This window comes from Streptomyces sp. SP17BM10 (assembly GCF_036322405.1).
In the GTDB taxonomy this organism is placed as follows: domain Bacteria; phylum Actinomycetota; class Actinomycetes; order Streptomycetales; family Streptomycetaceae; genus Kitasatospora.
The window spans coordinates 1-236 of sequence record NZ_JAQYXB010000137.1 but is presented as its reverse complement, the minus strand read 5'-3'; the positions used below and the strand labels follow the sequence as shown (position 1 = coordinate 236).

Below are 236 nucleotides of genomic sequence, written 5' to 3'. Positions count from 1 at the left end.
GTGAGGAGGAGGGACGGCCGCGCGTCCGTCAGGACGTAGCCGAGGCGCTCGGCCGGGTGCTGGGGGTCGAGCGGGACGTAGCCGGCTCCGGACTTCTGGACGGCGAGCAGGGCGACGAGCAGTTCCGCGGTGCGCGGGAGGGCGACGGCGACGTAGCCCTCGGCCCTGGCGCCGCGCTGGAGGAGCAGGCGGGCCAGCCGGTTGGAGCGGGCGTCGAGTTCGGCGTAGCTGAGGCG

At 75.8% G+C, this 236-nt stretch carries 1 protein-coding gene; it reads right to left on the bottom strand.

The window, feature by feature from the left end:
• A partial coding sequence (locus PUR71_RS00500; RefSeq protein ID WP_329924279.1) for an AMP-binding protein occupies window positions 1-236 on the bottom strand: 236 nt, incomplete at both ends.